Raw genomic sequence first — 21,941 nt, 5'->3', positions numbered from 1 at the left:
CGGACCATTCGCCGCTTTGCCCCCCGACGCCAACGACGTTATTCTGCACAGCAGCGAGACTAGGGGGGAATTGTTAAAATGACAACTACCGAAGACCAGACGCCAAAATTGACCGAAGAACATATTGAACGACTTAAAGAAAATATGGGCAAGGTCGAAGAGCTGTCCAAACGTCTGGTCGAGGTTATGGCCAGCAAGACGCCGCATACCGCTGCACTGGATGGCCCGAATCAAGAGCTTTTTGCAAAGGCAGCAACAGCCTATTGGGCCGAGGCTATGCAAAATCCGGCAAAGTTGCTGGAACGGCAGATCGAATATTGGGGAAAGTCAGTTCTCAACTTTGCCGAGGCGCAAAAAGCGCTGACCTCAGATGAGGATGGCGAACCCAAAACTCAGGTCACAGACAAGCGGTTTTCCAATCCGATGTGGGAATCCAACCCCTATTTCCGCCTCATTCTGCAGCAGTACCAAACCAATGCCGAGGCTATCGCGCAGGCCGTTGCATCGGTTGATGATCTGGACGAGACAGACAAGCAGCGCCTGCAATATTTCTCGCAACAGATCATCGACATGATGGCGCCCACGAATTTCCTGGCCACCAACCCCGACGCATTGGAAAAGGCCATCGAAACGGAAGGTCAGTCCTTGATACAGGGGCTCGAAAATCTCGTTTCAGATCTTGAGGCCAATGACGGCGAGATGGTCGTTAGGCTGGCCGACGAAAGTGCATTTGAGATCGGCGGTAACATCGCGACAACACCCGGCGACGTTGTTTATCGCAACCGAATGATGGAACTGATCCAGTATAAGCCAGCGACCGAGACGGTGCATGAAACCCCTATCGTTCTGTTCCCGCCCTGGATCAACAAGTTCTATATCCTTGACCTGAAGGCCCAGAACAGCCTGATCAAATGGGTGACCGAGCAGGGCTACACCCTGTTCGTCGTCAGTTGGGTCAACGCCGACAGCTCGCACGCTGATGTCGGGATGGAGGACTATATTCAGGACGGTTTCCTGACCGCCATCGAGGAAGTCAAGAAAATCTGCAAGGTCAAGCAGGTCAATGCGGTGGGGTATTGTATAGCAGGGACCACGCTGAACCTGACCCTATCGTTGATGAAACAGCGCGGCGACAAGTCGATCAAATCTGCCACATTCTTCACGACCCTGACGGATTTTGGCGAACAGGGAGAGTTCACACCCTTCCTGCAGAATGATTTTGTGGACGGGATCGAGGAACAGACCACGAAGGACGGCGTTCTCAAAGCGTGGATCATCGGGCGCACCATGTCGTTCCTGCGATCGCGGGACCTGATCTATACCCCGGCAATCCGCAGCTACATGATGGGTGAAACGCCCCCCGCTTTTGATCTGTTGTACTGGAACGGGGATGGGGCCAACCTGCCGGGCCGCATGGCGATCCAGTATCTGCGCGGCCTGTGTCAGAGCAATGATTTCGTGGCCGACGGGTTTGAGATGTTGGGACACAAGCTGCACATCAAGGATGTGGACGTACCACTGATGGCGATCACCTGCGAGACCGACCATATCGCCGCATGGAAGGACTGCTATCGCGGTGTACAAAAGATGGGCTCGAAATCGAAAACCTTTGTGGTCGCGCAATCCGGTCATATTGCCGGGATCGTGAACCCGCCCAGCAAGAAGAAATACGGCCACTATACCAACCCCGACCTGAAGCTGGACGCCGATACCTGGCTGAAAGAAGCTGACTTCCATGAAGGCTCTTGGTGGCCGATGTGGGAAGCGTGGCTGAAAAAGCGCTCGGGCAAGCAGGTACCGGCGCGGGATACGGGCGATTCGAACCATCCGCGTTTGTGTCCGGCCCCGGGTACCTATGTTTTGGTCAAAGCAACACGCTGATATCACACCAAAACTTGAATTATTCTGCATTGCAGCAAGAAAAAACTTGAAATGCTGCAATGCAGCAATCATATTGCCCTCAAGCTGATGAAAACCGGGGTGGGCCCGGAACGGCTAAGAGGATTTAGGACAATGGCAAAGACCCAAGACTTTACCGCGACCCTGAAAGACATGATGGGCGCGTTCCCGGTTGACACAACCGCTCTGGAAGACGCATTCAAATCGACCGCTTCGCTGAATGAAAAGCTGTCGGGTGTTGCTCTGGACGCAGCTGCGAAATCGGCTGAAATCTCGAACAAATGGACCAAAGAAACTCTGTCCAAGCTGACCGAGATGTCGAAAGCAAAAACCGAGCCTGCGGATTACGCAAAAGCTGCAACCGACTTCGCAAGCGCGTCGGCTGAAGTTGCTGCTGAAAACATGGCAGCATTCGCAGAAATCGCGAAAAAAGTTCAGACCGAAACCGTTGAACTGCTGATGGCAGCTGGCAAAGACGTTGCAGAAGACGCAACCGCAGCCGTCAAGAAAGCCACCAACGAGGTAACTGCTGCCGCTAAGAAAGCAGCGACTGCCAAGTAAGGTAAGTCTGCGACATTGCACCCATTCCTCCCAATTGGTGCAATCGCAAGAGGGCAGGTCGCTTGACCTGCCCTTTCTTTTTGTTCTGCAGTCGCATAACCTCTGCTGCAACGCATCATCCTTGGGGAGGATACAGGGTGTCGGAACAAGAAAAACCTTTGCTGATCAAGCGCTATGCCAGCCGTCGGCTGTATAACACCGAGACCAGCGATTACGTGACGCTGGAAGATATCGCAGGCTTTATCCGCGATGGGCGCGAAGTGCAGATCATCGACCTGAAAACCGGTGATGACCTGACTCGTCAATATCTACTTCAAATCATTGCGGAACACGAAAGCCGAGGCGAGAATGTTCTGCCGGTCAATGTCCTGAACGATCTGGTTCGCAGCTATATGGTGCCGGGCGGGGGCATGATGCCGCAATTCCTGCAAAGCTCGTTCGAAATGCTGCGCGAAAGCCAGAGCAAGATGATGGAAAACATGAATGCCATAAACCCGATGTCTCAGATGCCAGGGTTCGAAGCGATGCAGGCGCAGCAAAAGGCGTTTCTTAAGGCCATGACCGGCGGGCTTTCCGGTAACTGGTCGGGTTCCGGTCAGGAGGCGGAAACAACGTCAGAGCCGAAAGAAGATCTGGACGACATCAAGAAGCAACTCTCTGAGTTGCAGCAGAAGCTGTCAAAGCTGAGCTGACTTGCGGATGCGCTGGCTGTCTGTGCTCGGCCTTTTGGTTTGGGTTCAAGTTGCGCTCGCACAGGGTCAGTTCACCTCGGTCTGGGAGCCTGTCTGCACGATGGGCCAGGATGCCGCTGCGGGCTGCAGCGATATCCGCGCACGTGAAATTCTGGACGCTTCGGCCGACCCATGGAGCGCCATCGGACGGGTCAACTTTGCCAGCCGCAGCCAGCGGTCACATTGTACGGGCGTCCTGGTCTCTGAACGGCTGGTGCTGACTGCAGCGCATTGCCTTTACAACAGCGCCAGAAACGGCTGGATTCCCCCGGAAAGTATCCGTTTCGCAGCAGGTTACCAGCGCGGTGAAGCTGCTGCTGTATCGACCGTCACCATCTATCGCATGGATGCGGAACAGGGGGATGGCGGGAATTTCAACAATCGTGCCGATCTGGATTGGGCCATTCTGGAGTTGACCGACCCGATTGGGGCGCAAGTTGGCTTTCTGGGCATATCCCAAACTGTTCCCCAGACGGGTATGTTCGCTGGCTATCCGGGCCTGCGGCCCCATGTTCTCAGCCGCACTCCGGATTGCGTTCCCGGCCCGGCAGGAGACGGGCTGATGCACGCAATTTGCCCGGTCATGATGGGGGATTCCGGCGCGCCGCTATTGGTACAGACCGATGCCGGATTGGCGGTCGCGGGGATACTATCGCGCATCGCGCCAACCCCGGACGGGATCGACGCGCTGTTTTTATCTGTCCGGCTGTTCGAGCTGGGCGCGCCGCCCAGTCAGGTGCCGTAGACCGGCACGGGGCCGACAACTTCACCCACAGAGGCCAGCAGGATATCCGTGACCACATCCAGCTCCTCGTGCGTCAGACGCACAGGCAGGCGCACATCGCAGGCCTTCATCAGCATCGCGCGGGTTTTGGGCAGTTCAAGCTGCTCGGGTAGGAATTGCCAGTTCCAGAAGGCGCGGGCATTGTCCTGACTCAGGCCAAAGATCTGCACCTTGACGCCACGCGCCTCGGAAGCGGCGGCAAAAGCGCGAATCTCATCGTCGCTGAGGTCAACCAGATTAAACTGGATCGAATCCGGTGCGCGCTGCTCGGGTGCCAACGGGGCAGGGACATCGATATACGGAGAGGAATTCAACCGCTCTGCCACATAGTCATGGTTCGCCAGCCCGTCACGGACCCGACGCGCCAATTCGGGAATTTGCGGCCGGATCACGGCGGCGCTGAGATTGCTCATGCGCAGGTTATACAGCGGCAAGTAGTTCTGCCAGCGGGCAAAAGCCTGTTCAAGCTCGGGTGAGCCAGAGTGCTTTTTCCAGTTATGCTCGTACGCGCCTGACATGATCACTGCGCGCGCGACCAGATCGGCGTCGTCGCTGACCAGAATACCACCTTCGCCTGCGTTGATCATCTTGTAGGACTGGAACGAAAAGCAACCAACCTTGCCAATGGTCCCAATGTTGCGCCCGTGCCAGGTGGTGCCCAGCGAATGTGCAGCGTCTTCGATCACCGGAATATTTCGTGCGTCGCACAGCGCCATGATCGCATCCATATCCGAAGTATGGCCGCGCATATGGCTGATGATCACCGCTTGCACGCTGTCCAATTTGGCTGTGAAATCCTCGATATCGACGCGATAATTCTCACCCACTTCGCAAAGCACAGGGATGCAATCCGCGTGCACGATCGATGAGGGCACGGCAGCAAAGGTAAAGCCGGGGATCAGAACCCGCGCATCCCGAGGGAGAGCCAAAGCCTTGAGTGATAGAAACAACGCAGCAGAGCAGGAAGAAACCGCCAGAGCGTATCTTGTGCCGAGCAGGTCGGCGAACTCGGATTCCAGTAACGTAACCGGCGCATCCTGCGGCGCGGTATAGCGGAACAGGTCGCCGGATCGCATCAGGGCGTCAATGGCATCACGTGCGGCTGAGGGGATAGGTTCGGCTTCATGAACGTTGGGTACAGGCATCATATTTGGATTTCCCGAATTTTATCTTTGGGAAATATAAATTCAAAGCGCAGACAAGCCAAGTCCCCTTCCGCAAAGTCAGCAAGATTTCACCAAATTGTCGTACTGGGTGTTTTCAACTGCCTCGCCTACCGTGCATCGCGTACGAAGTCATGACCAACGCCATCAACAATGCCCTCTATGCGGGCCACCGGGGAGGGGTATCCCACTCCGGCTATACGTTTTAGATCCGACAGGTTGCGAGGCTGGGCAGGGGCACGCGATTACCGGTGGTGCGATTATCTCGCGTTTATTCCAGATTGATCGGAGCTTCCTGGCTTTTCGCACAGCGGTGATAGAAATTTCCGCCGGGAATCATCACTACCAGACCGGCAGACAGATGATCCTGCAGTTTGGAAATGATTTGTTAGAACACCTCTGGCATGCCCCAATCACATATGATGGTCTGGTCAAAAAGGCTGTCGGGCAGGTGAAAACAGGATTGCTTGGCTCCATACGATGTCGGCACACGTTTGCCGTACAACCAACCGCTCAGGTCAATTGAGGGTTCCGTGATCTTGTTTCGCGAGGTTTAAATGAGGATCGCCGCGTTGTTAAAAAAGCTGATCAAAATTTGATTGCTTCTGCGCCGTTAACTGGTGCGAAAATCGAGATCGTCCAATTTGTACAGGCTTTGAAAGCTGTTTCTTCTGAGTTGTACAACATTCAGCGCCCGATTGTGCCCGGTCTGGGGATGCCTATAGTGTCCTCTTATGTTCATCTTCTTTACTATTCTGTTACTGATCGGCGGCGGCCTGACCTATTACTTCTGGTCCAGAATACAGGCCCGTGCCGCGTTGCTTGCGACACCTCTGTCCGCGCATCAGCGCGACATTATCGACCGGCAGGTGCCCATTATCCAGCGGCTGCCTTCCCCATTGCGCCAACATCTGGACGGCAAGGTAAATCTGTTTCTGGATCAGGTGGATTTCTACGGCTGTGACGGGCTGGAGGTGACCGAGGAGATGGAGCTGTCGATTGCGGCGCAAGCCTGTCTGCTCGTGATCAACAGCGACCTTTGGTACGATAATCTGACGACGATCCTGATTTATCCCAATGCGTTCAAATCCAAGCAGCGCAGGCAGTCGGGTTTTGTTGTCTCGGAGAAAGAGATCGTGCGGACCGGCGAAAGCTGGGATCGCGGTCCGGTTATTCTGTCCTGGGCGCACAGCCGACAGGGGGCTTTGAATGACAGCGACGGGCAGAATGTGGTGCTGCATGAGTTCGCGCATCAGATCGATGATCTGTCAGGCGGGACCAACGGTGTGCCGATCCTGAGCGAGGGACAGAGCTTTGCCGAATGGGAAAAGGTGTTTCTGTCCGCGTATGATGCGCATGTCCAAGCCGTCGAGACTGGGCGGCACACTGTGATTGATCCCTATGGAGCGACCGGACATGAAGAGTTCTTTGCGGTCTCGGTCGAGGTGTTCTTCGAACGCCCCCGTGCTCTGCAGCACGAGGTTCCCGAGGTTTATGACCAGCTTTCGAAACTTTTCCGCCTAAATCCGGTAGAGTGGACCTGAAACTCCGGTCTAACCTCAGCGCGCTAGATTCAGACGGAACCGCATCTTGGCCTTTCGCTCGGCGGGCAGGTGACGGTTCAGGTGTTTGTTGACCATGCCAAAACCCCAGACGATCACTAGCGTCAGCAGGATGAAATAGAAGGCCAGAATCGGGTAGGGGACAAATGGGTTGAACGTCTTGTCTGCGAAATAGCTGGCGTAATAGAGCGCGTCGCCCCGTTGTTGCCACGCCGGGAAGGCCGAGAAGAAGACCAGTGTGGTGGATTGGAATACAAAGATCGCCTCGTTCGTATAGGCGGGCCAGGCCAGCCGCAACATGGTGGGCCAGATGATGCGCTGAAAGCGGGACCAGCCGGACATGCCATAGGCATCCGCGGCTTCGATATCGCCTTTGGGGATCGAGCGCAGGGCGCCATAGAAGATCTCGCCGGAATAGGCGGCGGTGTTCAAAAACAGCACGATCAGCGCCCCCAGCCAGGCCGAGGTGAAGGAGTCGAACATTGGATAGGGTTTCTTCAGCGACAGGAAGAAGAAATAGGCGAAGAAAAACTGGATAAACAGCGGCGAGCCCCGGAACAGGAAGATGAACCATTCAGACGGTTTGCGCAGCCACTTGTTCGAAGATGCCTTGCCCATTGCCAGCGCGGTTGCCAGAAAGAACCCTGTGACCATTGCCATGATGCCAAAATAGATATTCCAGATCATGCCCGAGCCGATCAGGGTGAAATGCTCGCACAAAGTAAAGTCAGTTTTGGGCAGCAGGCGTTCCCCAAGGCCCAGCGAACGCAGGCCGTAATCCTGAATGGTCTGGACGCAGCTCATGCGGTGGTCTCCTTGCGCAAAAGCTCTCCGCCGGATGTGGCCTGACCGTGGGACAGGCGGCGCATCAGTTTCTCAAGCCCAAGCTCTGAGACGCGGGTCATTCCGAGGTAGAAGATCAGCAGGGCGAGGAAGTACCACATGCGCCAATCGCCATGGGGATATTGCGTGAATTTTGATGTCTTGGTGCCGCCCAGTTCACGAGCCCAGTATACGATGTCTTCGATGCCAAGCAGGAACAACAGAGGAGTGGCCTTGATCAACACCATCCAGAGGTTTGAAAGGCCGGGCAGGGCGTAGACCCACATCTGCGGCACGAGGATTTTCCAGAATGTCTGGCGACGGGACATGCCATAGGCCTCGGCAGTTTCGAGTTGCGCATGGGGCACGGCACGCATACCGCCGAACAGAACGTTGGCGGCAAAGGCGCCGAAAACGATGGAAAAGGTGATGACCGCAAGGAAAAACCCATAGGTTTCGTGCACCCATTCCGGTGAGGTCCCTAGTGGAAGCTTGGCGGCCTGGCAGACCAGAAAGTCATTGCCTTGGCGGATCGGATCGGTCCAATCCGGGCACAGAACCTTGTGGCGGATCCATTCGAATCCCTGATCCAGTGCGATCACGAAGAACAGGAAAAACGCGATATCGGGCACGCCGCGCACAATGGCGATATAGGTTTTGCCCAACCAGCTGAAGGGCGGAAAGTGCGACCGTGCAGACATGGCCCCGGCAAAGCCAAAGCTGAGCGCGACGGGGGCGGTGACCGCCAGAAGCGCCAAAACCTTGAGGAAGGACGCGTAGAACGACCAATGGACGCCATTGGTAAGATAGCACGAGAACCAGCGGAACGTGTCCAGCGTATCGGGATCAGAGCAGTAAGAGAACATTTCAAAGCCTGCGAGGCTGCGGTGCCATGCACATGAACAAAGTCGGGCCCGCCATCAGAATGGCGGGCCCGGGGGTCAGTGTCTGATCAGTATCTGGGGGCGTCTTCGCCGAACCACTTGACGATCATCTCGTTCAGCGAGCCATCGTCCTTCATCGACGTGATTGCGTCGTTGAACTTGCCCTGCAGCTCGCCATCCGACTCGCGCAGACCCAGTCCAACGCCGTCACCCAGCGGGATATCTTCGCCCACGATGACAAGCTCACCACCCGATTCCCCGACGATCGGGAGCAGGTAATCTTTGTCTGCAAAGACAGCGTCCGCCTCACCGTTGCGCACTGCGGCGATGGTTTCCTCGGGGGTTGCGAATTCCACCAGCGTCGCGCCGCTATCGGCAACGTAAGAGGCTTGCGTGGTCGAGGTCTGGGTCGCGATCACACCGCTGGCAGTGTCGACATCTGCCGATGTCGCAACAAAGACCGATGCGGTCGGAGGCAGGTAGTTTTGCGTGAAATCAATCACTTCGTCACGTTCATCGGTGATGGACATGCCCGCCATGATGGTGTCGTAGTTGCTCGAAACCAGGTTCGGAATGATCGAATCCCAGTCGTTCTTGACCCATTCGCAGTCCAGGCTGGCGCGTTTGCACAGCTCATCGCCCAGCTCACGTTCGAAGCCGTCGATCTCACCGGCATCATTGATGAAGTTGTACGGAGGATAGGCGCCCTCGGTGCCCATGCGCACGGTCTCGGCCATGGCGATACCGGCGGTCAGCGCCAGTGCTGCGGTGGTCAGAATCAGGTTTTTCATGAGTTACTCCCCTTTGTTGGTTCTGTCCGTGGATTATGCCGCCTGAGTGGCGGAGAGAAAGCCCTGAAGCCGTTCGGATTCAGGGGTAGTAAAGATGTCTTCCGGAGTGCCTTCTTCTTCGATCAGGCCCTGATGCAGGAATACGACATGGCTGGAGATATCCGCAGCCATTTTCATGTCATGGGTCACGATGATCATGGTGCGGCCCTCGGCCGCCAGATCCTTGATCACCCTGATCACTTCCTGTTCCAGCTCGGGATCAAGCGCCGAGGTTGGTTCGTCGAACAGCAGCGCCTGCGGTTCCATACACAGGCCACGCGCAATGGCGGCACGCTGTTGCTGGCCGCCCGAAAGTTGCGCCGGATAAGCATCGCATTTGTCGCCGATACCCACCTTTTCCAGATATTTGCGTGCGCTATCCTCGACCTCAGCCCGGTCGCGGCCCAGAACGGTGACCGGAGCCTCCATCACATTCTGCAGGATGGTCAAATGCGCCCAAAGGTTGAATTGCTGGAACACCATCGACAGGTTGGTGCGGATACGCAGCACCTGTTTGGGATCGGCCGGACGACGGTGATTGTGATTGCCGACCCAGCTTACGGGTTCGCCCTTGAACAGGATTTCGCCTTCCTGGCTATCCTCCAGCAGGTTGCAGCAACGCAGCAGCGTGGATTTTCCAGAACCTGAAGACCCGATCAGTGACACGACGTCGCCACGATGCGCGGTAATGTCCACACCCTTGAGCACCTCGAGTTGGCCAAAGCTTTTGTGAAGGTTCTTGATCTCGATGACGGGAGCGGTGTCTGTCACGGGCAGTCCAGGTGTAATTGGTGTTGGTGCGGTACTAGGGCCGAAAAATTGAGCTAATGCAATGCGCAAATGACAAGTTTGCGTGGCGAATTAGCCTAAATGGTCAGTGATGCTATCAAAACCGTCAGTTGACCGCGCGAGTTGCGCCCTTGATGTGACCAGGTGGGTATACGGACGAGGTTTGTAATGGCGGCCTTCACAAACTCGACTCGATCATCAGGTGAGCGAAACTTAATGTCGGTTATGCGGGACAAAGCAGTCATTGAACTTCGGCTAGCCTCTCCGCTGCAAACTCGGCAACACCCTCAGCGGTCCCATCTGTAAATGAGGCCACAGTGATTGGATCACTAACGTCTGGAAAATGATAGACTGCGTTTACGCAAAACGGTCCACCACCGGAATGCCCAACCGCTCTACCCACACTTTTCAAAGCACCATACATCAGGCCAAGAGCATATCCACATTCTGTCCATGGGCGGTTGGGAATAGCGCCGCCAAGGATTTTTTCATCTAACATTTGGCGCATGGTCGCTGGCTGCAACAGATGACCAGTCATAAGTGCGTGCAGCAGCCGCGCGGCATCTGGCGCGTTTCCGATCAAACACCCATGGTAGACCCACTTTGGGTCGTAGTCAGTCGCGGCCTCCCAATGTACCCTCCGAAATTGCCCGCATGTTTCTGCAAGCTCAATACTGTTCAGGCCCAACGGCTTGCACACCATATCGGCAATAACCTCACGAAGCGGCTTCTCCAGCGTCGCTTCGATTAGCTCGACTACAAACATGTAGCCTATGTTGGAATAAGACCAACCTTGTACTGGCTCAAACAACATTCCTTTTGCAAGCGCCACATCAAGTAGTTTGTTGCGTGTCCAAGGTGTTTCCTTGGCCGCAACGGCTGAGTGATATTCAGAAAACTGCCCGTAATCTGGGAGACCAGAGGTGTGCTTTAAAAGTTGGCGAAGGGTGTAACGTTCTCCTTTCAGCGTGGCGTCCAAGTCGAGATTCCCGCTTTCAGCCAATTTCAAAGCACAGATTGAAATTACGGTTTTGGTGAAGCTCCAATAGGGAAAGCAGGCGTCAATCGAGCCAGAGAATCCTTCTCGGCCAGAGGTTGTTATCCAATAAGAGTGAACTGTTTGAGCGGTCATTTTGCAAATGTCTGGTATTGCTGTGCCGGTGTCAATTTGGGCTCAAAGCAGACATTAGGCTGGTACGGCTCACGTAAAGAACTCGAGCAGGTTCGTTCTAGGTTTTCCGCTCTGATGTCGTGCAATCAGCTCAGATCTTGGCCGCCCTCTGCCTCGCCAGTGCCGAATCCACATCACTGACTCCCAATAGGCTGACCACAAGGCGCAGCAGCGAGTCCTCTTCGCCGCTTCGGTGTCCGTCGGCAAGCGCAACTGACCACATTGCCTGAACAACAGCCAGACGGTGGTCATAGGCGACGGCCTCTTTGATCGCGCGGGTAAAGCGGACGGTATCGGGGGCCTCGGCCTCAAGGTCTTCGGCGCGGGCGCGCAGGGCGGCGGCTTCGAACGGGGATAAGCCATAACGTTCGGCTGATATCCGATCGATCCGGGCCATTTCGGTGTCGGCATAGTCGTTGTCGGACCGTGCGATGCGCACCAACAGGGCGGTGAGGGCCAGACGGGCGTCATCTTCGACAAGCGGGTCGGGCTGCGGCTGCGTAAGCCGGGACAGGAAATCACTGAACATAGTTGGATATATATAGCGCGATCCGAAAAGTGGGAACCGGTTTTCGGGTCAAATTGCGCGTCTGTTCAAGCGCAGCTCAGGTCGCTTCCAAGCGGCTTTGTATCCGTTCGCGCGCGGCCTTGCTGTCGTTGAAGCTGAGACCCATCGCGATGCGGGCTTCTTCGACGATCTTGACCTCGCCTTCGTCCGAGTTTCCGTCCGCCAGCACCACCTCCCACAGAGCATCCAGCGCGGCCAGACGTTCGTTCAAATTGGTGGTTTCGCGGATCAGCTTGCCGAACGTATCGGTTTCGGGGGCAGCATTGTGCAGTTTCTCGCAGGTGGCGCGTACCTTGGCGGCCTCAATGGCGTTGTGCTGGTAAAGCCGCGCGAGGATGCGGTCGATCAGGCTGATCTCTTCCAGTTTATAGTCACGGTCCGCCTGCGCCACGCGCACCAGCAGCGCCCCCAAGGCCAGTTCGGCATCCGGGTCAGGCAGTTTGTCGTGTTGCGGCGGCCGAAAGGCCTGAAAGAGTTTTCTCAACATATCGGCAGAATATTCCGTATTTCGAGGCGCGCCAAGCGGCGCTATCCGTCATAGCCCTGAATAATCACAAGATCGGCGGTTGATACCGGATCACGCAGCGCCTTGGCCGCCTGATATCCCTCGCTTTCGTAACAGGCCATGGCCTGTTCATAGCTTGGAAACTCAATCACTACGGTGCGGGTGCGGGCCTCGCCCTCTACTTCGGTCCGGTCACCGCCGCGTACGAGGAATTTGGCACCGTGTTCGGCAAAAGGGGCTGCATTGGCAGCAACATATGATTGATAGGTCTCAATGTCGTCTACATCGACATGGGCTACCCAATATCCTTTGGCCACGATGCGTCCTCCTCCGGCGTCTTGTGCAAGGTGCGGAGGAAAAGGCCAGAATGCAATCCCCTAAAAGTGTATCATCCGCCGGATTGCAGCGCCTCGCGTGCCTTGTCCTGAAGCCAAGCGACCATTTGCCGATAGGGCACCGGGCCATAGCTGATCCGGGCCACGCCGAGATTGGCAAGCGTGGGTGTATCGGGGGTACCGGGCAAGGCGATGATGTTGACAGGCAGGTCGGTTGCCTCGCACAGGCGGCCAATCATGGCTTCATCCTTCAGGCCGGGCGCAAAAAAACCGCTGGCTCCGGCGTCGGCATAGGCTTTGGCGCGGGCCATGGCATCGTCGAACATCGCCTGATCATGAGTTTCCGGGGCGGCCTTGAGAAAGATATCGGTACGGGCGTTGATGAAAGCGGGGATACCCGCGACATCGCAGGATTCGCGCATGGCGGCTATACGTGCGGCCTGGGTTTCGATGTCATAAAGGTCTTTTGCTCCAACAATCTGGTCTTCGAAGTTAAACCCGATGACGCCGGTTTCGAGAGCGCGTTTGACGTTGGCTGAAATGCCGAACGTATCTTCGGCATAGGCGCCCTCAAGATCCATCGAGACCGGGATATCTACTGCCTCGGTAATGCGGCGGGCGTTGTCCAGCGCGATTTCAAAGGGGATGTGCTGGCCGTCGGAAAAACCCTGTGCCATCGCGACTGGTGCGCTGCCTGTGGCCAGTGCCTTGGCCCCCGCATCGCGCACCGCGGCAGCGCTGCCCGCGTCCCAGATATTATAGAGGATGACCGGATCGCCCTTCTTGTGCAGGGCCGCGAATTGTTCCGCTTGGGTAATCTGATTGGTCATGCCGGTCTCCTGTCGCTGCTATGGCGGCAGTTAACTGCGCAAAAGGTCGGCGCGTAAAGAGGTTTCGCGCCGACTGGTACAATACTGTTATCGGCCCGTGATCAGACCAGACGCGAGGTGTCCTTCGCGGCGCGCACAAAATCGCGGAACAGGGGATGTGGTTCGAAGGGTTTGGATTTCAGTTCCGGGTGGTATTGAACGCCGATGAACCACGGGTGATCCGACCATTCGACGATTTCCGGCAGGCGGCCATCCGGCGACATGCCCGAGAAGTTCAGACCAGCCTTTTCCAACTTGTCACGGTACTTGATGTCGACCTCATAACGGTGACGGTGGCGTTCTTCGATTTGTGTGCCGCCATAGACGTCCGCGACTTTGGAACCTTCAGCCAGAACTGCGTTATAGGCGCCCAGACGCATGGTGCCACCTTTGTCGTCGCCCACTTTGCGTTCAACCTTGTGGTTGCCTTGCACCCATTCTTTCAGGTGGTAAACCACGGGTTCGAAACGCTTTTTACCAGCCTCGTGGTCAAATTCCTCTGAACCCGCCTCGGTGATGCCTGCCACATTCCGGGCCGCTTCGATTACTGCCATCTGCATTCCAAGACAGATGCCCAGATAAGGCACTTTGTGTTCGCGGGCGTATTGCGCGGCTTTGATCTTGCCCTCAGTTCCGCGTTCTCCGAACCCACCCGGTACGAGAATTGCGTGGAACCCTTCCAGATGTGGGGCGGCGTCTTCGGTATCGAACACTTCGGCATCGACCCATTCGACCTTGACGCGGACCCGGTTGGCCATGCCGCCATGGGTTAGCGCCTCGGCGATTGATTTATAGGCGTCTTCCAATTGGGTGTATTTGCCGACGATCGCGACCTTCACTTCGCCTTCGGCGTTGTGGATGCGGTCGCTGACATCTTCCCATTTGGTGAGATCAGGTTTCGGGGCAGGGCTGATCTGGAACGCGTCCAGAACCGCCTGATCCAGACCTTCGCGGTGATAAGCCAGCGGAGCGTCATAGATAGTGCTGAGGTCCTGCGCTGCAATCACGCTGTCGGGGCGGACGTTGCAGAATAGCGCCAGTTTCTCACGTTCCTTGGTTGGAATCGGACCTTCAGAGCGGCATACCAGAATGTCGGGGGCCAGACCGATCGAGCGCAGCTCTTTCACGGAGTGCTGGGTCGGTTTGGTTTTCAACTCGCCCGAGGCCTTGATGTAGGGCAGCAGTGTCAGGTGCATGAACAGGCATTGACCGCGCGGCTTGTCCTGACTGAACTGGCGGATCGCTTCAAAGAAGGGCAGGCCTTCGATATCGCCGACGGTGCCGCCGATTTCACACAGCATGAAATCAACCTCATCCTCGCCAATGGCGATGAAATCCTTGATCTCATTGGTGACGTGCGGGATCACCTGAATGGTCTTGCCGAGGTAATCGCCACGGCGTTCTTTCTCGAGCACGTTGGAATAGATCCGGCCCGAGCTAACCGAGTCGGTCTTGCGCGCGGCAACACCGGTGAACCGTTCATAGTGACCAAGGTCCAGATCGGTCTCGGCCCCATCATCGGTGACGAACACTTCGCCATGTTCAAAGGGTGACATGGTGCCGGGATCGACGTTCAGGTAGGGGTCGAGCTTGCGCAAGCGCACCGAGTACCCGCGAGCCTGCAACAGCGATCCCAAGGCCGCTGAAGCCAGTCCTTTGCCCAAGGATGAAACCACACCACCAGTTATGAAAATAAATCGCGCCATGTTTTTCGGCTGCTCCCGTGAGACGTCATTTTTAGCTGCCCGGCGGCTTACGAAAAACCGCTGCATCACGGGACTTCACACATAAAGGATTCGCGCCCATAGCGCAAGAGAACCGCAAGATGCTGTTGCAGTTCTCCTCCGGATTTCTAGGTTTTGTGGCTTAGTCGGCAGCCTGAGGGATCAACGGAGCGTTGTCACCCTGCGCGGGCGGCAACAATTCGTCGGCCGATGGAACCGCCGGAGTGCTTTCCTCGGTCGCGGCAGGTGCCTGTGTGCCGACCCGATCAAGTACCGAGCTGCCCGAAGACTTCTGTGCCGCCAAAATCGTCAGTGTGATCGAAGTGACGATAAAGCACCCAGCCAAGATCCATGTCAGCTTGCCCAAAGCCGTCGCTGCCGCGCGGCCTGTCATGGCCCCGCCACCGCCTCCACCCATACCAAGGCCGCCGCCTTCGGACCGCTGCATCAGAACAACGGCAATCAGGCCCAAGGCCAGAAGAAGGTGGATAATGAGAACGACGTTTTCCATGGTGGTCCTGTACAGCGTGGCGTGTATCGCGTGGTACTTATGCAAGTTTGCCAGCGGGGGCAAGTCACGAGTTGGCATCACGGGCACTGATGTTTGATATCACACCAAAGAGACTGGACAGGGTGCGGTTGCGTCGCGCAGGCTACGCGCCATGCCACATGATGATCACGACCACCCGCACGCCTTGCTGCCACCCGAACCAGCGCTGCGCGTCAAAGCGCTTGAGACGATTCTGACCCGAAAAGGGCTGATCGATCCGGCGGCGTTGGATGAAATAATCGACACGTATCAGAACAAGATAGGCCCGCAGAACGGCGCACATGTCGTTGCCAGGGCCTGGAGCGATCCCGCTTTCAAAGCGGCATTGCTGGAGGATGCCACCTCGGTCGTGGCTGATCTGGGATATTACGGTCGACAGGGCGAACATATGGTGGTCGTGGAAAACACGCCCGAACAGCACAACATGGTCGTTTGTACCTTGTGCAGCTGCTACCCATGGCCGCTTCTGGGTATCCCACCGGGCTGGTACAAATCCGATGCCTACCGCGCGCGGGCTGTGCGTGAGCCGCGCAAAGTTCTGGCCGAATTTGGTGTGACCTTGCCTAAAAACACAGCCGTTCGCGTCTGGGATTCGACGGCTGAAATTCGTTATCTCGTCCTGCCCATGCGCCCCGAGGGGGCCGACGGCCTGAGCGAGGATGAACTGGCCGCGCTGGTCACGCGCGACAGCATGATCGGCACTGGCTTGCCGAAGGAGCCGTCATGACGCGGGTACATGATATGGGAGGACGCTTTGGCGATGGCCCGATAAACCCGGAACCCGAAGATGCAGCGGTCTTTGCCGAGGACTGGCACGGGCGGGCGCTGGCGGTCACTCTGGCTGCGGGCTTTTTGGGGCAGTGGAACATTGATGTCTCGCGCCATGCGCGAGAACGGCTATCTCCAAAGGACTACGCGCAGTTCTCTTACTATGAAAAATGGATTTCCGGATTGGCTGATCTTCTGGTCGAAAAGGGTGTTCTGTCATTGGATGATCTGCGCGGAGTGGCGGTGGAACATACGCACCCCTTGGCTGCGCGCGTCTTGAAGGCTGATGCGGTTGCCAGCGCGTTGGCCAAAGGCGGACCTGCAGATCGTCTTTCAAACACTGCAGCTCAGTTTAAGCCAGGCCAAACGGTGCGCACGTTGCGACCAACGGCGAATCGACTGGTTGATGGCGGCCACACCCGATTGCCGATCTATGCCACTGGCGCCACGGGGCGTATCCTCAGGTTACATGGCAGCCATGTTCTGCCGGATTCCAACGCCCATGGGCTGGGCGAGGCGCCCGAGCCGCTCTACGCCGTGGTCTTTCAAGCCTCAGAACTTTGGGCTGAACCGGAACATCCGGCGGATGAGGTCGTACTGGACTTGTGGCAATCCTATCTGGAGCCCGCATGAGCGATTGCGTCACACATACCGTCCCCGTACCGGTTTTTGCAGAACCCTGGCACGCGCAGGTGTTTGCGGTCACCGTTGCGCTGAACGAAGCAGGCCGGTTCGATTGGTCCGACTGGGCGGAACGGTTTTCAACGACCCTGAAACGGCACGGCCTTAAAAAAGAGCTGGACGGAGGGAATGATTACTTTCTCGCTTGGTTGGAAACATTGGAAGCGTTTCTGACAGAGCAGGGGGAGACGTCTCGTAAGGATATCCGGGCCCTGCGTAACGCGTGGGAAGAGGCGTATCTGACAACGCCGCACGGACAACCAGTGCATTTGAGGCAAAAGTAGAGGGGGCGCTTCCCCCGCCGCCCGTACCGGGCGACTCCCCCGAGGTATTTGTGGCCAGATGAAGCAGGGGGGTCGTCCTTGATCTGTCTTTTAACACCTCTGCCAGCGGTGTCGCGGAAAGTGTGATTTCCCACTGCGTCGAATTACCGGTTTCCCTGTCGTCTGCACCCCGCTATATGAGCCGGGTTTGATAACTCAGCGCAAAAGGACCGGATATGGCCAACGTGGTTGTTGTCGGAGCCCAGTGGGGTGACGAAGGAAAAGGCAAGATCGTCGACTGGCTCAGCGAGCGGGCAGACGTGATCGCGCGTTTTCAGGGCGGGCATAACGCCGGGCATACGCTGGTGATCGATGGCGAGGTTTACAAGCTGAACGCATTGCCTTCGGGTGTTGTGCGCGGTGGCAAGCTGAGTGTCATCGGCAATGGGGTTGTTCTGGACCCCTGGCATCTGGTCAGGGAAATTGCTTCGATCCGCAAGCAAGGCGTTGAGATCACGCCCGAAACGCTGATGATCGCTGAAAACACACCTCTGATTCTGCCCATACATGGTGAGTTGGATCGCGCCCGCGAGGAAGCCGCGAGCAAAGGGACCAAAATCGGAACCACTGGTCGCGGCATTGGGCCCGCTTATGAGGATAAGGTTGGCCGCCGGTCCGTTCGTGTTGCTGACCTCGCTGACGAAGCGACGCTTGAGGCGCGTGTCGATCGGGCGTTGCAACACCATGATCCGCTGCGCAAAGGTCTGGGTATCGAGGCGATTGATCGGGATGCGCTGATTTCCCAGTTGAAGGAGATCGCGCAGCAGATCTTGCCATTTGCGGCACCTGTCTGGAAAGTGCTGAATGAGAAACGTAAGGCCGGTAAGCGTATCCTGTTTGAAGGCGCGCAAGGCGCGTTGCTGGATATTGATTTCGGGACCTATCCGTTTGTGACATCATCGAATGTGATCGCGGGCCAGGCCTCGACCGGGGTTGGCATCGGACCCGGATCAGTGGATTTTGTACTGGGCATCGTAAAGGCCTATACTACACGTGTGGGTGAGGGGCCGTTCCCAACTGAATTGGATGACGATGATGGTCTGCGCCTTGGCACCCGTGGGCATGAGTTTGGCACTGTCACGGGCCGCAAGCGTCGCTGTGGGTGGTTTGATGCCTGCCTTGTGCGTCAAACCTGTGCAACCAGCGGCGTGAACGGTATCTCGCTGACCAAGCTCGATGTTTTGGATGGCTTTGAAAAGTTGAAGATTTGTACCGGTTATGAGCTGGATGGGGAACGTTTGGACTACTTGCCCACCGCTGCTGACCAACAGGCGCGCTGCAAACCCATTTACGAGGAAATGCCGGGGTGGAGCGAGTCCACTGAAGGCGCGCGCAGTTGGGCCGATTTGCCAGCCAATGCGATCAAATATGTGCGCCGGGTCGAAGAATTGATCGAGTGCCCCGTCGCCCTGTTATCGACCAGCCCGGAGCGGGAGGACACCATTCTGGTGACCGATCCGTTTGCCGACTAATGAGCGGTGATGGAAAACCTGGTCTCAGTTACAAGGCGCGGCGGCGCTGGTCGCTGGTGCTGCTGCTGATCGGGTTGCCGGTCTACATCGTTGCTGTAGTGACGATCGTGAATTGGCTGGATCGCCCACCGATCTGGCTGGAACTTCTGGTGTATGTGGGGCTGGGCATCCTTTGGGCCTTGCCGTTCAAGTTTGTCTTCCGCGGCGTGGGCAAAGAAGACCCGGATCAGGATCAAAGTTAGACCTCTCGGTTGTTCGGTTGATATCTGCGTGGCAAACTGCAAACAGCTCAGACGTTTGGCAGGTAGATGCAGATGAGACATGAACAATAGGGTATTGGCGGCGGTCGCCACAGTATGTGTTGCAGGCGGTGCGCAAGCAGGGGACTGGACCTATACGGTTGCGCCTTATTTCTGGGGGCCGGAGGTCAGGACCTCTTTGGATGTGGGGCCGAATCCGCCGGTCAATGGCAATACCTCGATTTTCGATATTCTTAAGGGAGCTTTCCTGATCGCGGGCGAGGCGCGGAACGGGCGCTGGTCCATCGGAGGCGAGTTCAACTATCTCAATCTGGGTGACGATGTTTCGATTGGGCGGTTTGACGATGCCGCCAGTTGGAAACTTGAGGGCACCATGTCCACGCTTGGGGCCAGCTATGCCGTGTATGAGGATGACCAGTCGCGGCTGGACGTCATGGCCGGGCTGCGCCATTGGGATCTGGATGTTTCAACAACAGTGCGTAACCGGACCGTCAGTACGGATCAAAGCTGGACTGATCCATTGATCGGAGCCCGCTATAGCCACGCGCTGAATGAGCGTTGGAGTGTCACTGGCTTGGGCAATGTCGGTGGTTTCGGCTATGGTTCTAAATTCCAGTGGGAAGCGTTGGTGCAAGCGAGTTGGAAATGGACCGACCGCATCAATGTTTCAGGCGGGTATCGCCATCTGGATGTCGAGTTTGAAGAAGGGCGCGAGGTGATCGACCTGATCCTGACCGGTCCCTATGTGGCGCTGGCGTTCAGTTTTTGACACTAAGTCCGCCGGGCTGTGCCAAATAGAACAGGGCCGGAGATCACCTCTGGCCCTGTCGCGATTTGAGGGGGGTAACTTGGTATGCCCCGCGTCAGCCTGCGGCGCGTTCGTCACCGTTCGGGCGGAACCCGATCTGGTTTGACGCAGCAAAGCGGCCACCTCCGGCTTTTTCGATCTTGCCATCGCGCAGCAACTGACCGAACGAACGCAGGCTTTCTTCGCGGTTGAACGATTCTTGCTTGAGCGAGCGGACCTTGTTCATCAACTGTGGGCGCGAGAACTGTTCCTGACCTTCGATGAAGGACAGGTAGGCCGCTGCGGCCTCAAGCAGATCAGGCAGCGATTGTGCGCCCTGTTCCTGCGCGAAGGTGGCAAAGCCGCCTTCTTCGTCGGCAGGCTCGTCATCCACAGATGTAACGCGGCGTGGTGTGACCGGCCCGGCATCCGCTGCATCGGTATCGATCCGCTGCTCAGCCACCAGTTTCAAAGGCGCGGCGGCATCGGTCACGGGGCGCTCACTGGTGACCTCAACTTCGGGGCGCCGAGGATTGACAACCGAAGCCAGATCGCCGCGATAGTCGTCTTCGGCACTCTGGGATGTGTCGTCGCCATCTTTGCGTTCCGCCTCGGTCGCGGCGACGGCTGTGCGCAGATGCGAATAGGTTTCGCGCTGATCGGTAGTAGCGGGGTCATCCAACTGCGCGCCGGCTTTGTCCATCAGACGCGAGACGTCCTGATCCAGACCGGACATATCAGGCAATTCGGCCGCCGTGTTTGCGGCCAGTTCGGATTCGACCAGTGTGATTTCATCCAGCAGCAGCGCCTCATCTTCAGCCGAGATGACACCTTGCGCAAGGTTGGACAGGTCCGACTCTGAATCGTCTTCGTCGATCATGTCTTCGTCGATCGTGTCATCGTCGGTTGTTTCATCGTCGTTGAGAATGTTCGACGGTCCTTCGTCTTCCATTTCATCGGTGTCATCGAGATCCGAGAACAGAACGTCTTTGTCGGTGATCTCGGCTGGGGTCTGTTCCGGCGCCTCGTCCTGTTCGCTACTGTCCTCGGAGTTCACGGCCGAGATCATTGCGGTGACGTCGCTCTCGTCCTGCTCGACCAGAGCGGGCGTGGTTGCGGAGGGTTCTTCTTCCTCCTGAACCGGCAGTTCAGCGCTGTCTTCCATCTGCTCGGGTTCGGCAGGTTGTTCGATCTCGGGCTCTGCAGCGGGTGCGATTTCGGGCTCTGCAACGGGTGCGATTTCGTCAGTGGGGCCTTCCAGATCGGCCGGGTCCAGCGCGCCCGCTTCGAACGCGGCGGAAATCGCGTCAACCTGCGGTTTCACGGGTTGAAGAAAGCCAGAGTCTTCCTCATCCGTATATGCGGCTGGCGCGGTGTCGGAATGCGAAACAACGGCTCGGATGCGCTGCAGCTTGGCTGCGATGCTGTCGGCTGCGGGGGCGGGCTCGGCTTGGGGGGCGGCCGGAGCAGGAGTAGGGGGAACGACCTCAGCAACGGGCTGAACAGCTTCCAGAGTGGGCACAGGCGCAATCGTAGCTGGGGTTGGTGCTGCTGCCGCGGTGGGTTCGGTGGCACGGAGCAGAAGGCCCGCTTCGTTTTGGCTGGCCTCGACCCTTTGTGTGGCATCGCGCTGGGCGATACGGGTCAGCATTTCAGCGTCCGGCTGAGGGGGTTCCGATCCGAAATAGCGGTCATCCGCTGCAAGGTCGCGGAAATACTCGGCAATGGCTTTCATCGTTTCGAACGAATCATCAAAACCTTCGAGGGTGCATGAGAAGGTGCCGTATGAAACGGTGAGTACCTTGTTGTTCTGTACCATCAGACGCATGTCCTTTACAAACTACCAGGCCGATTGCCATACGCGGCACGGGCAACCGACTCGAAACTCTAGACATGAAGCTAT

The 21,941-nt window shown here is 57.0% G+C and carries 24 protein-coding genes; 11 read left to right on the top strand and 13 right to left on the bottom strand.

Annotated elements, in window-relative coordinates; genetic code table 11:
• Positions 1–78: 78 nt before the first annotated feature.
• From BLU89_RS05900 to BLU89_RS05885, 4 genes are all read left to right on the top strand, one after another.
• On the top strand, positions 79–1,881 hold the full coding sequence (locus tag BLU89_RS05900; protein WP_074735227.1) for a PHA/PHB synthase family protein: 1,803 nt from the start codon (positions 79–81) through the stop codon (positions 1,879–1,881).
• A gap of 132 nt (positions 1,882–2,013) precedes the next feature.
• A complete protein-coding gene (locus BLU89_RS05895; protein WP_074736426.1) occupies positions 2,014–2,460 on the top strand; it encodes a phasin family protein in 447 nt (148 codons plus the stop codon).
• 137 nt (positions 2,461–2,597) lie between these two features.
• On the top strand, positions 2,598–3,152 hold the full coding sequence (phaR, locus tag BLU89_RS05890) for a polyhydroxyalkanoate synthesis repressor PhaR (RefSeq protein WP_074735225.1): 555 nt from the start codon (positions 2,598–2,600) through the stop codon (positions 3,150–3,152).
• Positions 3,153–3,159: 7 nt separating this feature from the next.
• Positions 3,160–3,936 carry a trypsin-like serine peptidase gene (locus BLU89_RS05885; RefSeq protein ID WP_074735223.1) on the top strand — a complete coding sequence of 259 codons (777 nt, stop codon included), beginning with the start codon at positions 3,160–3,162 and terminating at the stop codon, positions 3,934–3,936.
• Here BLU89_RS05885 and BLU89_RS05880 read toward each other — a convergent pair.
• Complete coding sequence (locus BLU89_RS05880; protein ID WP_074735221.1) at positions 3,924–5,123, bottom strand: DegT/DnrJ/EryC1/StrS family aminotransferase; 1,200 nt, start codon at positions 5,121–5,123, stop codon at positions 3,924–3,926. The two genes, BLU89_RS05885 and BLU89_RS05880, sit on opposite strands and share 13 nt — an antisense overlap.
• 749 nt (positions 5,124–5,872) lie before the next feature.
• Between BLU89_RS05880 and BLU89_RS05875 the strand changes: the two genes are divergently transcribed.
• The gene (locus BLU89_RS05875; RefSeq protein ID WP_074735219.1) at positions 5,873–6,682 is read left to right on the top strand and encodes a M90 family metallopeptidase; all 810 of its coding nucleotides are present in this window, start codon (positions 5,873–5,875) and stop codon (positions 6,680–6,682) included.
• 15 nt (positions 6,683–6,697) lie between these two features.
• Here BLU89_RS05875 and BLU89_RS05870 read toward each other — a convergent pair whose 3' ends face one another.
• From BLU89_RS05870 to secG, 11 genes are all read right to left on the bottom strand, one after another.
• A complete protein-coding gene (locus BLU89_RS05870; RefSeq protein ID WP_074735217.1) occupies positions 6,698–7,504 on the bottom strand; it encodes an ABC transporter permease in 807 nt (268 codons plus the stop codon).
• Positions 7,501–8,388, bottom strand: a complete 888-nt coding sequence (locus BLU89_RS05865; RefSeq protein ID WP_074735215.1) for an ABC transporter permease — start codon at positions 8,386–8,388, stop codon at positions 7,501–7,503. The genes BLU89_RS05870 and BLU89_RS05865 overlap by 4 nt, the downstream gene beginning before the upstream one ends.
• An 86-nt stretch (positions 8,389–8,474) precedes the next feature.
• Positions 8,475–9,197, bottom strand: coding sequence for a transporter substrate-binding domain-containing protein (locus BLU89_RS05860; protein WP_074735213.1), 723 nt, complete (start codon positions 9,195–9,197; stop codon positions 8,475–8,477).
• Positions 9,198–9,230: 33 nt separating this feature from the next.
• Positions 9,231–10,007, bottom strand: coding sequence for an ABC transporter ATP-binding protein (locus BLU89_RS05855; RefSeq protein ID WP_074735211.1), 777 nt, complete (start codon positions 10,005–10,007; stop codon positions 9,231–9,233).
• Between the two features lie 259 nt (positions 10,008–10,266).
• Positions 10,267–11,157, bottom strand: a complete 891-nt coding sequence (locus BLU89_RS05850; protein WP_074735209.1) for a serine hydrolase domain-containing protein — start codon at positions 11,155–11,157, stop codon at positions 10,267–10,269.
• A gap of 130 nt (positions 11,158–11,287) precedes the next feature.
• The gene (locus tag BLU89_RS05845) at positions 11,288–11,725 is read right to left on the bottom strand and encodes a tellurite resistance TerB family protein (RefSeq protein WP_074735207.1); all 438 of its coding nucleotides are present in this window, start codon (positions 11,723–11,725) and stop codon (positions 11,288–11,290) included.
• A 76-nt stretch (positions 11,726–11,801) separates the two neighbouring features.
• Positions 11,802–12,251, bottom strand: a complete 450-nt coding sequence (locus BLU89_RS05840) for a tellurite resistance TerB family protein (protein ID WP_074735205.1) — start codon at positions 12,249–12,251, stop codon at positions 11,802–11,804.
• A gap of 41 nt (positions 12,252–12,292) precedes the next feature.
• Positions 12,293–12,586, bottom strand: a complete 294-nt coding sequence (locus BLU89_RS05835; protein ID WP_074735204.1) for a DUF1330 domain-containing protein — start codon at positions 12,584–12,586, stop codon at positions 12,293–12,295.
• Between the two features lie 71 nt (positions 12,587–12,657).
• Positions 12,658–13,434, bottom strand: a complete 777-nt coding sequence (locus BLU89_RS05830) for an isocitrate lyase/PEP mutase family protein (RefSeq protein WP_074735203.1) — start codon at positions 13,432–13,434, stop codon at positions 12,658–12,660.
• A 101-nt stretch (positions 13,435–13,535) separates the two neighbouring features.
• Positions 13,536–15,179, bottom strand: coding sequence for a CTP synthase (locus BLU89_RS05825; RefSeq protein WP_074736424.1), 1,644 nt, complete (start codon positions 15,177–15,179; stop codon positions 13,536–13,538).
• Between the two features lie 160 nt (positions 15,180–15,339).
• Positions 15,340–15,708 carry a preprotein translocase subunit SecG gene (gene secG / locus BLU89_RS05820; protein WP_074735201.1) on the bottom strand — a complete coding sequence of 123 codons (369 nt, stop codon included), beginning with the start codon at positions 15,706–15,708 and terminating at the stop codon, positions 15,340–15,342.
• Positions 15,709–15,859: 151 nt separating this feature from the next.
• On the opposite strand from secG, the gene nthA reads away from it, so the two are divergent.
• The 6 genes from nthA (at position 15,860) to BLU89_RS05790 (ending at position 20,020) form a co-directional block, all read left to right on the top strand.
• Complete coding sequence (gene nthA, locus BLU89_RS05815) at positions 15,860–16,474, top strand: nitrile hydratase subunit alpha (RefSeq protein WP_074735199.1); 615 nt, start codon at positions 15,860–15,862, stop codon at positions 16,472–16,474.
• Positions 16,471–17,148, top strand: coding sequence for a nitrile hydratase subunit beta (gene nthB, locus BLU89_RS05810; RefSeq protein WP_074735197.1), 678 nt, complete (start codon positions 16,471–16,473; stop codon positions 17,146–17,148). The genes nthA and nthB overlap by 4 nt, the downstream gene beginning before the upstream one ends.
• On the top strand, positions 17,145–17,480 hold the full coding sequence (locus BLU89_RS05805) for a nitrile hydratase accessory protein (RefSeq protein WP_074735195.1): 336 nt from the start codon (positions 17,145–17,147) through the stop codon (positions 17,478–17,480). Before nthB ends, BLU89_RS05805 begins: the two co-directional genes overlap by 4 nt.
• Before the next feature lie 215 nt (positions 17,481–17,695).
• Complete coding sequence (locus BLU89_RS05800) at positions 17,696–18,991, top strand: adenylosuccinate synthase (protein ID WP_074735193.1); 1,296 nt, start codon at positions 17,696–17,698, stop codon at positions 18,989–18,991.
• Positions 18,991–19,233 (top strand): DUF2842 domain-containing protein, encoded by a 243-nt coding sequence (locus BLU89_RS05795; protein WP_074735191.1) that lies wholly within the window; start codon positions 18,991–18,993, stop codon positions 19,231–19,233. The genes BLU89_RS05800 and BLU89_RS05795 overlap by 1 nt, the downstream gene beginning before the upstream one ends.
• A gap of 79 nt (positions 19,234–19,312) precedes the next feature.
• Complete coding sequence (locus BLU89_RS05790; RefSeq protein ID WP_074735189.1) at positions 19,313–20,020, top strand: porin family protein; 708 nt, start codon at positions 19,313–19,315, stop codon at positions 20,018–20,020.
• Between the two features lie 94 nt (positions 20,021–20,114).
• On the opposite strand, the gene BLU89_RS05785 is transcribed toward BLU89_RS05790, so the two are convergent.
• The gene (locus BLU89_RS05785) at positions 20,115–21,857 is read right to left on the bottom strand and encodes a hypothetical protein (protein ID WP_074736423.1); all 1,743 of its coding nucleotides are present in this window, start codon (positions 21,855–21,857) and stop codon (positions 20,115–20,117) included.
• Positions 21,858–21,941: the final 84 nt, after the last annotated feature.

Source organism: Ruegeria halocynthiae (genome assembly GCF_900106805.1).
In the GTDB taxonomy this organism is placed as follows: Bacteria; Pseudomonadota; Alphaproteobacteria; order Rhodobacterales; family Rhodobacteraceae; genus Ruegeria; species Ruegeria halocynthiae.
Note: the sequence above shows the minus strand (reverse complement) of the source record. Positions and strands in the feature narration are given on the sequence as shown.

Bases quoted from the DNA above. Each gene is read 5' to 3' on its own strand.
- BLU89_RS05900 (WP_074735227.1), top strand. From the start codon at position 79: ATGACAACTACCGAAGACCAGACGCCAAAATTGACCGAAGAACATATT.
- BLU89_RS05895 (WP_074736426.1), top strand. From the start codon at position 2,014: ATGGCAAAGACCCAAGACTTTACCGCGACCCTGAAAGACATGATGGGC.
- BLU89_RS05885 (WP_074735223.1), top strand. From the start codon at position 3,160: ATGCGCTGGCTGTCTGTGCTCGGCCTTTTGGTTTGGGTTCAAGTTGCG.
- BLU89_RS05880 (WP_074735221.1), bottom strand. From the start codon at position 5,123: ATGATGCCTGTACCCAACGTTCATGAAGCCGAACCTATCCCCTCAGCC.
- BLU89_RS05875 (WP_074735219.1), top strand. From the start codon at position 5,873: ATGTTCATCTTCTTTACTATTCTGTTACTGATCGGCGGCGGCCTGACC.
- BLU89_RS05870 (WP_074735217.1), bottom strand. From the start codon at position 7,504: ATGAGCTGCGTCCAGACCATTCAGGATTACGGCCTGCGTTCGCTGGGC.
- BLU89_RS05865 (WP_074735215.1), bottom strand. From the start codon at position 8,388: ATGTTCTCTTACTGCTCTGATCCCGATACGCTGGACACGTTCCGCTGG.
- BLU89_RS05860 (WP_074735213.1), bottom strand. From the start codon at position 9,197: ATGAAAAACCTGATTCTGACCACCGCAGCACTGGCGCTGACCGCCGGT.
- BLU89_RS05850 (WP_074735209.1), bottom strand. From the start codon at position 11,157: ATGACCGCTCAAACAGTTCACTCTTATTGGATAACAACCTCTGGCCGA.
- BLU89_RS05845 (WP_074735207.1), bottom strand. From the start codon at position 11,725: ATGTTCAGTGATTTCCTGTCCCGGCTTACGCAGCCGCAGCCCGACCCG.
- BLU89_RS05840 (WP_074735205.1), bottom strand. From the start codon at position 12,251: ATGTTGAGAAAACTCTTTCAGGCCTTTCGGCCGCCGCAACACGACAAA.
- BLU89_RS05830 (WP_074735203.1), bottom strand. From the start codon at position 13,434: ATGACCAATCAGATTACCCAAGCGGAACAATTCGCGGCCCTGCACAAG.
- BLU89_RS05825 (WP_074736424.1), bottom strand. From the start codon at position 15,179: ATGGCGCGATTTATTTTCATAACTGGTGGTGTGGTTTCATCCTTGGGC.
- secG (WP_074735201.1), bottom strand. From the start codon at position 15,708: ATGGAAAACGTCGTTCTCATTATCCACCTTCTTCTGGCCTTGGGCCTG.
- nthA (WP_074735199.1), top strand. From the start codon at position 15,860: ATGCCACATGATGATCACGACCACCCGCACGCCTTGCTGCCACCCGAA.
- nthB (WP_074735197.1), top strand. From the start codon at position 16,471: ATGACGCGGGTACATGATATGGGAGGACGCTTTGGCGATGGCCCGATA.
- BLU89_RS05805 (WP_074735195.1), top strand. From the start codon at position 17,145: ATGAGCGATTGCGTCACACATACCGTCCCCGTACCGGTTTTTGCAGAA.
- BLU89_RS05800 (WP_074735193.1), top strand. From the start codon at position 17,696: ATGGCCAACGTGGTTGTTGTCGGAGCCCAGTGGGGTGACGAAGGAAAA.
- BLU89_RS05795 (WP_074735191.1), top strand. From the start codon at position 18,991: ATGAGCGGTGATGGAAAACCTGGTCTCAGTTACAAGGCGCGGCGGCGC.
- BLU89_RS05790 (WP_074735189.1), top strand. From the start codon at position 19,313: ATGAACAATAGGGTATTGGCGGCGGTCGCCACAGTATGTGTTGCAGGC.
- BLU89_RS05785 (WP_074736423.1), bottom strand. From the start codon at position 21,857: ATGGTACAGAACAACAAGGTACTCACCGTTTCATACGGCACCTTCTCA.